Below are 9,147 nucleotides of genomic sequence, written 5' to 3' on the forward strand. Positions count from 1 at the left end.
CCGAGGATCAGGCGAGCTGGCCGCTGTGCAGCGCCGTGTACGCGCCTCCGCGCCGCAGCAGCTCCTCGTGCGAGCCGATCTCCTGGATGCCTCCGTCTCGCATGACCACGATCCGGTCCGCGCCCCGGATCGTGGACAGCCGGTGCGCCACGACGAACGTGGTGCGGCCGCGCAGCAGCCGGGCCAGCGCCTGCTGGACGAGGGCCTCGGAGTGCGTGTCCAGCGCGGAGGTGGCCTCGTCGAGGATGAGCACCCGGGGATCGCGGATCAGCGCACGTGCGATGGCCAGCCGCTGCCGCTGGCCCCCGGAGAGCCGGGCCCCGTGCTCACCCACCACGGTGTCGAGGCCCTGCGGCAGCCGGTCCACGAACTCCAGCGCGTTGGCGTCGCGCAGCGCCTCGCGCACCACGGCGTCGCCGGCGTCGTCCATGCCGTAGGCGACGTTCTCCCGGATCGTTCCGTCGAAGAGGATCGACTCCTGCGGCACGACCGAGACGAAACGCCGGTAGGTGCGCAGGTCGAGGGTGTTCATGTCGGTTCCGTCGAGCAGCAGCCGGCCCGAGGTCGGACGGATGAACCCGATGACGAGGTTGAGGACCGTGGACTTCCCGGCCCCGGAGGCGCCGACCAGGGCGACCGTCTCGCCGGGGAAGACTGACAGCGTGAAGTCCCTTACGGCGGGCCTGCCTTCGTCGGGCGCGTGTCCGACGCCCTCGAGGTAGGTATGCCCGACGCCTTCGAAGCTGATGGCGCCGCGCAGCGAGCTGACTTCAGTCTTGCCCTCGTTGTCCTCCAGCTCCGGCGCCTGGAGCACCTCGCCGACCGAACGCACCGATTCCAGACCCTTGGTGATGACCGGGGCCAGACCCGCCAGCGTCGTCGTGGAGTTGGTGAGGGTGGTCAGGAAGGCGCTGAGCATGACGACGTCGCCGGGGGTGACACCCCAGTACCCGTAATACGACACCAGCGCCGCGCCCGTCAGGAAGAGCACTCCGACGACGTTCAGGAAGACCCACGCCAGTGAGGCGAACCGCCCGTTGAGCAGATCGAGGCGCAGCCCGGAGCGGAGCACCTGCCGCAGAGTGCCGTCCATACGGCGCAGCGCCTTGCCCTCCAAGCCGTGCGCCCGGGTGACGGGGATGAGCCGGGTCATCTCCGTCACCCGCGCCGACAGATGTTCGACCTCGTGCCGGAAGTGCTCGTTCTGGGAGCGCAGCCGCGTCCGCAACCGGGCCACCAGCAGGGCCGCGACCGGCACCACGCACAGGAAGACCGGCACGAACTCGGGTGTGCGGATGGCGATGACGACCAGACCGCCGGTGAGGACGGTGAGCGCGCCGAGCCCGGTCTCGGCGGTCTGCTGCACCATCTGTTCCACGGTCTCCACATCGCGGATCACCTTGGCCTGCAGGACGCCGGCGCTGACGCGCGAGTGATAGCCGATGGAGAGCTGCTGCATCCGGGTGCACAGCGCCGACCGCAGATCGGTGCCCATGCGGCGCACGCTGCCGTAGAGCAGCCGTACGTACAGCAGATGCAGCGGAATGTTGACCAGCAGGATGAACAGGATGACGCCCGCGCTCAGCCACACCCGGCCGACCGGCTGGTGCTGCACGACGGTGTCGATGATGGACGCGGTGATCAGCGGCAGCATCCACAGCGGGCTGTGCTTGACGGTGAAGACGAGGAACGCCGCGGCCAGCCGTCGGCGGTCGGCGTGGAACAGATAGGCGAGAGTGCGGATCGGGTGCTCGCCCCGGTAGCGGTGGTCGAGCGGTTTCTCGGACGACGCCATCGGCGATGGTCCTCCCCAGTGGCCGAGTAGAGGGCGAGCGCTTTCTTCCCGCGCCGCGCCGGAGTACACCCGGGCGGCCCCGACGGTCGGCCGCCACGCAGAATGGTGACCGTCGGCCAACGGAAGGACCACATGTGTCGCGCAATCGCGAGTTGAAGTACCGGGCAGTCACGTCGTTCCAGCGACGCATCGGCAATCCCCTCCTCAAGCGGCTGCCGACACAGACCCTCCTGGAGACCACCGGACGCACGTCCGGGCTTCCGCGCCGGACGCCGGTCGGAGGGCGGCTGGTCGGGCGGGAATTTTGGTTCGTGTCCGAGTACGGCGAGAGGTCGCAGTACGTGCGCAACATCCGGGCGGATTCCCGGGTTCGGGTCCGGGTCAAGGGACGGTGGCACACCGGGACCGCCCACGTGCTGCCTGGGGATGACGCCCGCGCCCGGCTGAGGAGCCTGCCGCGGTTCAACAGCGCCGCCGTGCGGATCGTCGGAGCCGATCTGACGACGGTGCGCGTCGACATCACCGACTGAACCGGCCGCGACCGGACGAGACCCGTCAGCCGACGTGGTCGGAGATCACCCGTGTGATCTCCCGCGTGATACGCAGGATGCCGGGGGATTGCACCGGGCAGGGCCTCGGCTTGGACGAGGTGGCGGCCAGGCAGAAGTGCAGATAGTCGTCGTCGCGGTGCAGGGCGGTGCGGTCGCGGCCCGGCTGGGTGCAGTAGGCGGGATGATCGTGCTCGTACGACGTGCAGGGCAGGTACTGGGCCCAGGTATAGCGGGCGGATGCCGGGCTCACCGTCTTGCCTGCGTCGGCGAGCAGATCGTCGGAGGCGCGGGCGCGCGCCTCGTAGAGGGCGTTCACGGTCCGGACGCGGTCGGGGGTGATCGGGTCGGGGCCCTGCAGCACCCATACGATCCTGGGCCGCCTCGCACCGCCCGCCCCCGCGATCTGCTCGGTCAGTCTCTTCGCGTCCGCCTCGTACCGCTTGACGTACGTGGTGCGCGACTTGTCGTAGGTGATGCCGTCCATGCAGGGCGTGTATCCCCAGGCGTTGCCCCAGAACTGCAGCACCACGAAGTCCGGCTGGAGTGAGCGCACCAGGGCGGCCGCCTTGTCCGCGGGCGGTACGAGCGACCGCTTCGCCGTGCCCTCCAGGTAGTCGCACAAGGTGGTGCCCGAGTACGGGGCGCTCGTGTACCGCGCGTGCAACTGGTCCCCGAGCAACTGGCCCAGCACCTTCTGGTTCTCCATCGCGATCGAGTCCCCGAGGTACAGCACCGTGGGCGGCTTCGCCACGGCGTCCGGTGAGGCGACGGCCCGCTGACGGGTGGTCGACGTCGGAGACTGCGAAGCCCCCGACACCGCCGGGGCGGGCGGCGACGCCTCGGGCGCCGACGCCGGATCGCCGCACGCGCCGAGCAGCAGCCCGGCCACCAACACCCCCACGAGCCACGGCTTTCGCATCCGGCAACTCCCAGCCCGCCTACCGAAAGGGATCCCAAGGCAAGCACAAGCGGGCACAAGGCGGAAGACGTACGTCGGCCACGCGAACGTGTCGCCGCGGTCGTCCAGGACGTCGCCCCGACCGGCGCGCGCGGCTGGGTGGACAGCTGGGAAGCACCGGCGCCCGTGGGCGTCTCGAGGGTGACGTCGCCTTGGGCGCTCCCTGCGCCAGGCGTCCTGTAAGCCACGCACGTTACCCCGGCGGTGTCGACGGCGGCGGTGTGCCGTGCCGGAGCTCCAGCAGGTCCGCGTTCGGCAGCGGCTTGGCCAGATGGGCGTCGAACCCGGCCGCCCGGGACTGGCCTTGGGCTGACCCCGGAGACGGCGATGAGAACAGAAACTGTCCACGGTTCAAGTGGGAGCCACATACGGGGAGTTGCGGCGCGGGCTCGTGCGGTGCGGGGATCGAACACCGCCGCGCGAACCCGGGCCGGGGCGCGCTCGCGTGCGCGGCGGCAGCGACCTTGCCGAGGCCCGGCCTCCGCTGTATGGCTGGACGATGAACCGAGTCTGGTCGGAGTGCACCGCGACGGCGTGCACGGCAGTCACCGTGCCGGGACGCGGCCACTGCCTGCGTCATCTGAGTGACCCGGAGCAGCGGGAGGCCCTGGCGGCACTCGTACCAGGCGTGGACGTGGACTTTCGCGGAGTGCACTTCACCCAGGAGTTGTGGCAGGCGCTGACGACCGCGGTGGACGCACAGTTCGGGACGGCGCGGTTCGATACGGCGCGGTTTCCGGCCGGAGTGCGCTGCTCGGGTCTGAGGTTCGGCGGGCCGGCCTACTTCGAAGGCGCGGTTTTCGAGGGCGAGGCCCATTTCACCGGCGCCGCGTTTGCCGACTACGCGGGCTTCGACGCGGCCCGGTTCGCCGGGACGGCCTACTTCCGGAAGGTGCGCTTCCACGGCGAAGCCCGCTTCGTGGCCGCGTGGTTCGCGGCGGACGCGTTCTTCGACGGAGTGTCGTGTGCGTCAGTTGCCCGCTTCTCAGGAGCGTGGGTCGAGGGAACGGGTGCCTTCACCTCCGCTCACTTTTCGGGCAGCGTGCATTTCACCGAGACCTGGTTCCGGAGGGAGGGTGACACGAGCGCCGACTTCTCGCAGGCGACCTTCACCAGGTCGGCAGGTTTCTACGGCGCACGGTTCCGGGGGAGGGCGGTGTTCGCGGAGGCGGTGTTCGAAAGCGAGTGGCGCGGGCCGGTCGTGTGCACGGACGAACTGTGGATGCGCGGCGCCGTGTTCAAGACGCCCCTGCGCATTGGCATCGCGGCGAGAAGAGTGGACATGAACCGCATACGGTGCGAGGCCACCGCGGTCTTCCAACTGCGATATGCCGCCGTGTCGTTGAGCGACGCGGCATTCGCTGAGCCGGCGACCGTGTCGTACGAGGCGATGCCGTTCATGGCCGGTACGCGCGGGCTCGAGCAGGAGATGCCGCGTGAGGAAGGCAGTGTGACCGTCCGGCTGTTGCGGCTGTCCGGTGTCAACGCCGCCCAACTCGTCCTGACCAACATCGACTTGTCACGCTGCGAGTTCTCGGGCGCGTACAACCTCGACCAGATCGGTCTGGCAGGGCGCTGTGGGTATGGCGTTCCCCCGTCCGGGCTGCGCCACGGCAGTAAATGGCTGCCCGTTTGCTGGTGGAGCCGTCGACGTGTGCTCGTCGAGGAGCAGTACTGGCGGGCACTGCCTGGTGACAGCCGCAGTGATGCGGACACGGACGGATGGATCATCGGGCTCGGCCACCCCGATCCAGCCCAGAGCCCTTCCGCCGACGATGTCGCCATCGTCTATCGCCAGCTGCGCAAGGCGCTCGAGGACACGAAGAACGAGCCCGGGGCGGCCGACTTCTACTACGGCGAGATGGAGATGCGCCGCCACAACAAGGACACGCCACCCGGGGAGCGTGCGCTGCTGCACACCTACTGGCTGCTCTCCGGGTACGGGCTGCGGGCGTCGCGGGCACTTGGTGCCCTGCTGTGTGCCATGGGCGTGACCGTTCTGCTGCTCATGCTCTACGGACTGCCGACGGCGCCACCGACATCACGCATGACGGGCCAAGTCCCGGCCGGCGGCGGAACGGTGGTACTCACGTCCGACGCTTCGGGCACGGCTGTTCCGCGCGACATCGCGAACCGCTTCAGCGCCGCTCGCTCGGAGCGGGCCGGGCGCGTGGTCGTCAACTCGGTGGTGTTCCGCAGCAGTGGTCAGGATCTGACACGGAACGGCATCTGGATCGAGATGGGCAGCCGGCTGTGTGAGCCCGTCCTGTTCGGTCTTGCCGTACTCGCTGCCCGCGGACGAGTGCAGCGCTGACTTCTCCTACGGGTGCCGACGGCGGATGCGGGCCGCCAGAACCGCCACGTCGTCCTCCGCGTGACGCGCGTCGAGCCGGACGAGGACCTCGTCGAGCAGTTCCTCGGCGTCGGCCCCGGGCGGCAGCCGCAGCCCGGCCAGCCGGGCGAGCGACTCGTCGATGTCCTCCCCGCGGCGCTCCACCAGGCCGTCGGTGAACATCACCAGGGTCTCGTCCGGCGCGAGCGCGCGGGTGGCCTGCTCGTAGCCGCCCACCCCGGTGCCCAGCGGGGGACCCACCGGCAGCCGCACCAACTCGCCGGTGCCGTCGCCGGCGAAGACCACCGGGGGCAGGTGCCCGGCGCCGGCGAGCGCCGCCGTGCCGCGTGCCGGGTCGACCTGGACGAGCAGACAGGTGGCCGGACGCCGGTTCCCGTCCTCCGCGACCGCCGCGTCGAGACGGCGCAGCACGCGGTGCGGCGGCAGATCCGTGGAGGCCACATAGCGCAGCATCGAGCGGTACGCGGTCATGTCCACCGCCGCGTCCAGTCCGTGCCCCATGACGTCGCCCACCACCAGCAGCGTGCGCCCGAAGTGCAGCCGTACGGTCTCGAACCAGTCGCCGCCCACCAGGGTGCTGCCCCCGGCCGGTAGATAGCGGGTGGCCAGATCGAGGTTCGGATGCGGTCTGCCCGGTTCGGCCAGCAGCGCCCGCTGGAGGTCGAGGACCCTGCCGCGGACGGCGGTGTGCTGACGCGAGTGTCCGAGGTGGACGGCCGCGAGTCGCGCCACGTAGTGCGTGCCCGACGTCTCCACGTCGGTGAACGCGGGCCCCCGCCGAACGGCCAGCAGCACTCCGTACAGCCGCCCGTGCGCGAGCAGCGGCACGGTCATGACCTGCCGTGGCACCCCGCCGGACAGGTCGATGGAGGCCGAGATCGGGTGTCCTTCGTCCAGCGCCTGGACGGTCAGGGGGCGCGCGCCCCACGGGGGGCTGAGCAGCTCGGTGCGGCCTGCCGTGGCGACGCGGGAGAGGTCCGGGTCGGCGGAGTGCCGGCTGGTCGGGACGTCCGTGGGCAGCAGATCGACCGCGGCGGCGTCGCAGAAGTGGCGGCTCACGAAGTCGGCGAGTTCCGCGCACGTCGTCCGCTCGTCGAGGGTGGTGCCGATCGACTCGACGGCTTCCTCCATCGCACCGACCGGCGCCCCCGCACCCGCAGTGTCCGCACTGCCCGGCCCCGCCATGCCACCTCCACCGCCGCACCCGCCTTGGTCCATCCACGCACGCGCGCGGCGGCCCCGCATGCTCAGTGCCGCGCCGGAAGGTCGTTCACCAGCACGGCCGCCCCGTCGAAGCGGCCCGCCGCGAGGTCTTGCAGGGCTTCGTGCGCCCGCGACAGCGGATAGGTGTGCGTCGTGGCGCGCACGCCGTGGCGGGCGGCCAGGGTCAGGAAGGCCCGGCCGTCCTCGCGCGTGTTGGAGGTGACGCTGCGCAGCTCCTTCTCGTAGAACAGCTCGCGCTCGTAGCGCAGCGGCGGCGTGTCGCTCAGATGGATCCCGGCGACCGACAGGATCCCGCCCCGGTCGAGCGCCCGCAGGGCGACCGGGACCAGGTCACCCACCGGCGCGAACAGGATCGCGCTGTCCAATGGCTCGGGCGGTGCGTCGTACGCCCCACCGGCGGAGGCGGCTCCCAGAGCGAGCGCCAGCCGGCGCGCGGCCGGGTCACGGGTCAGTACATGCACGGTGGCGCCCTGCGCGAGGGCCAGCTGCGCGCAGAGATGGGCGCTGCCGCCGAAGCCGTACAGACCGAGCCGCCCGCCCGCCGGCAGCGAGGCCCTCAGCAGCGCGCGGTAGCCGATGATGCCGGCGCACAGCAGCGGTGCGAGGGCGACGTCGTCCACCTCGCCGGGCAGCGGATAGGCGAAGGCGGCGGGGACGGTCGTGTACTCCGCGTAGCCGCCGTCGGCGTCCCAGCCGGTGTACTGGGATGCCGGGCAGAGATTCTCGGCCCCGCGCACGCAGTAACCGCAGGTGCCGTCCGTACGGCGCAGCCAGGCGACGCCCACCCGGTCGCCGGGCGCGAAGCCGGTCACCTCTCCACCCGCCCCCGTGACCACGCCGACGACCTCGTGCCCCGGTGTCACCCCCGGCCGGCGCACCGGCAGATCGCCCTCGGCGACGTGCAGATCCGTGCGGCACACCCCGCAGGCGCGGACGTGGACCAGGAGCTCGTCGGGCCCCGGCACCGGCACCGGTCTCTCGACGAAGCGCAGCGGGTCCCGCTCGATCGGCCCGGGCCGGGCGACTTCCCACGCGTACATCATCCAGTGCCCCGTCCCGTCGACGACCACCGTGCCCGCTCTCCAGTGTGATGCAGCGCGTCCCGCTCGGCGCGCGGCCCCGACAGAGGCCCTTTAGCGTGAAAGGCGCAACCGTTCACCGAAGTGGAGAAGGTCGACGTCATGGCCGTACAGCCTGAAGGAATGCCCTGTTGGGCGGACGCGATGTTCAGCGATGTCGAGGGGGCCAAGAGTTTCTACGGTGACGTACTGGGCTGGACGTTCGGCGACGCGTCCTCGGAGTACGGCAACTACACGCAGGCGTACGCGAACGGCAAGGCGGTGGCCGCCGTCGTGCCGCCGATGCCCGGGCAGGAGGGGCAGTCCGCCTGGTGCCTGTACCTCGCCTCGCCCGACGCCGCCGCCACCGCCACGAAGATCAAGGACAACGGCGGCGAGGTGCTGATGGAGCCGATGCAGGTCGGCGAATTCGGCACCATGGTGCTGGCCCGCGACCCCGGCGGCGCCGTCTTCGGCGTCTGGCAGGCGGGCATCCACGAGGGCTTCGAGGCGACGGCCGAGCCCGGAGCGTACGCCTGGGCCGAGCTCTTCACCCGGGAGCCCGAGAAGTCGGACCCGTTCTTCCCGGCCGTCTTCCCGTACAGCGCCCGGCAGATGGACGACGACAACACCGACTACCGGATCTTCAGCCTCGGCGACAGCCCGGCCCTGGGCCGGATGAAGATGACGGACGACTTCCCGCCCGAGGTGCCGTCGTACGTCAATCTCTACTTCGCCGTCGAGGACTGCGACGCGACGGTGGCGAAGGCGACCGAGCGCGGCGGCATCCTCCGCTTCGGACCGATGGACAGCCCCTTCGGCCGGTTCGCGGCCCTGAGCGACCCGCAGGGCGCGTCGTTCTCCGTCATCGACATCAAGACAACCCAAGGCGACATGCCCAAAATGACTGACATGTCCTAAGGCTTCCCTCCCGCGAGGGCAACCGCGGGCATGCGGTACTCGTCCCTCCTTGTGGCCGCGTCACGGGCGGCCGTGCCCCCACAAGGACTGCGAGCGAAGGAGACCGCATGCTCCGCATTCACTTCACCTCGCACGATCTGCAGAACATCCGCGTGGCCCGGCAGCCCGATCCGCTGTGGGAACTGATCTGCAGCGTCTGCCGGCTGGAGACCGGACAGGGACCGCTGGACTTCGGGCACTGGCGGCGCGCGGCCCGCGACCGGCTCTCCACGGACGCGGTCGCGGGC

At 70.8% G+C, this 9,147-nt stretch carries 7 protein-coding genes and 1 pseudogene; 4 read left to right on the plus strand and 4 right to left on the minus strand.

All coding sequences use genetic code 11. The features are described 5' to 3' along the window. Positions 1-7: 7 nt before the first annotated feature. Complete coding sequence (locus tag AB0D27_RS27215; protein ID WP_362513871.1) at positions 8-1,795, minus strand: ABC transporter ATP-binding protein; 1,788 nt, start codon at positions 1,793-1,795, stop codon at positions 8-10. A 134-nt stretch (positions 1,796-1,929) separates the two neighbouring features. On the opposite strand from AB0D27_RS27215, the gene AB0D27_RS27220 reads away from it, so the two are divergent. Beyond that, positions 1,930-2,325, plus strand: a complete 396-nt coding sequence (locus AB0D27_RS27220; protein WP_362513873.1) for a nitroreductase/quinone reductase family protein — start codon at positions 1,930-1,932, stop codon at positions 2,323-2,325. A 25-nt stretch (positions 2,326-2,350) separates the two neighbouring features. Here AB0D27_RS27220 and AB0D27_RS27225 read toward each other — a convergent pair whose 3' ends face one another. After that, positions 2,351-3,265 carry an SGNH/GDSL hydrolase family protein gene (locus AB0D27_RS27225; protein ID WP_362513875.1) on the minus strand — a complete coding sequence of 305 codons (915 nt, stop codon included), beginning with the start codon at positions 3,263-3,265 and terminating at the stop codon, positions 2,351-2,353. 538 nt (positions 3,266-3,803) lie between these two features. On the opposite strand from AB0D27_RS27225, the gene AB0D27_RS27230 reads away from it, so the two are divergent. Beyond that, positions 3,804-5,618 carry a pentapeptide repeat-containing protein gene (locus tag AB0D27_RS27230; protein WP_362513877.1) on the plus strand — a complete coding sequence of 605 codons (1,815 nt, stop codon included), beginning with the start codon at positions 3,804-3,806 and terminating at the stop codon, positions 5,616-5,618. Between the two features lie 6 nt (positions 5,619-5,624). Here AB0D27_RS27230 and AB0D27_RS27235 read toward each other — a convergent pair whose 3' ends face one another. Both AB0D27_RS27235 and AB0D27_RS27240 read right to left on the minus strand, forming a co-directional pair. Further along, on the minus strand, positions 5,625-6,842 hold the full coding sequence (locus AB0D27_RS27235; RefSeq protein WP_362513880.1) for a GAF domain-containing SpoIIE family protein phosphatase: 1,218 nt from the start codon (positions 6,840-6,842) through the stop codon (positions 5,625-5,627). Between the two features lie 62 nt (positions 6,843-6,904). Continuing rightward, entirely contained in the window at positions 6,905-7,921 is a 1,017-nt protein-coding gene (locus tag AB0D27_RS27240; protein ID WP_362513893.1) for a zinc-binding alcohol dehydrogenase family protein, read from the minus strand. A gap of 141 nt (positions 7,922-8,062) precedes the next feature. Here AB0D27_RS27240 and AB0D27_RS27245 point away from each other — a divergent pair, with 141 nt between their 5' ends. Together AB0D27_RS27245 and AB0D27_RS27250 are read left to right on the plus strand one after the other, a co-directional pair. Next, entirely contained in the window at positions 8,063-8,860 is a 798-nt protein-coding gene (locus AB0D27_RS27245) for a VOC family protein (RefSeq protein WP_362513882.1), read from the plus strand. A 107-nt stretch (positions 8,861-8,967) separates the two neighbouring features. Next, positions 8,968-9,147: pseudogene (locus AB0D27_RS27250) on the plus strand (transcriptional regulator); the annotation flags it as partial.

Source organism: Streptomyces sp. NPDC048415 (assembly GCF_040651675.1).
GTDB lineage: Bacteria > Actinomycetota > Actinomycetes > Streptomycetales > Streptomycetaceae > Streptomyces.

What these genes read in the sequence shown, in the direction of transcription:
- AB0D27_RS27230 (WP_362513877.1), top strand. Translation starts at nt 3,804, where the DNA reads ATGAACCGAGTCTGGTCGGAGTGCACCGCGACGGCGTGCACGGCAGTC.
- AB0D27_RS27245 (WP_362513882.1), top strand. Translation starts at nt 8,063, where the DNA reads ATGGCCGTACAGCCTGAAGGAATGCCCTGTTGGGCGGACGCGATGTTC.
- AB0D27_RS27225 (WP_362513875.1), bottom strand. Translation starts at nt 3,265, where the DNA reads ATGCGAAAGCCGTGGCTCGTGGGGGTGTTGGTGGCCGGGCTGCTGCTC.
- AB0D27_RS27215 (WP_362513871.1), bottom strand. Translation starts at nt 1,795, where the DNA reads ATGGCGTCGTCCGAGAAACCGCTCGACCACCGCTACCGGGGCGAGCAC.
- AB0D27_RS27240 (WP_362513893.1), bottom strand. Translation starts at nt 7,921, where the DNA reads ATGTACGCGTGGGAAGTCGCCCGGCCCGGGCCGATCGAGCGGGACCCG.
- AB0D27_RS27235 (WP_362513880.1), bottom strand. Translation starts at nt 6,842, where the DNA reads ATGGCGGGGCCGGGCAGTGCGGACACTGCGGGTGCGGGGGCGCCGGTC.